Annotated in this window: 1 protein-coding gene; it reads right to left on the minus strand. The window is 48.8% G+C overall.

Annotation, left to right across the window (positions count from 1 at the left end; genetic code table 11):
• Positions 1-201: IS200/IS605 family transposase (gene tnpA, locus BHE89_RS04615; RefSeq protein ID WP_128860323.1), on the minus strand; the 201-nt coding region annotated here is incomplete at both ends.

Raw genomic sequence — 201 nt, forward strand, 5'->3', positions numbered from 1 at the left:
GCTACAGACAAAGTACGACCTTGACCACAAAAGTCCCGTTTTACTTTGTGTCCGTAAATGTGTGTTTTGCTGGCGCAGCAGGCGCGACGATACTGATTTCAGATTGTTGACCATCACACTGACCGCCAGTTTTGGCGGGTAAGCAACCAGCAGATGCACATGGTCAGGCTCTCCGTCCATCTCAATAATTTCGCATTCAAG

The sequence above is a fragment of the Shigella sp. FC1967 genome (assembly GCF_001743005.1).
Lineage (GTDB): Bacteria > Pseudomonadota > Gammaproteobacteria > Enterobacterales > Enterobacteriaceae > Proteus.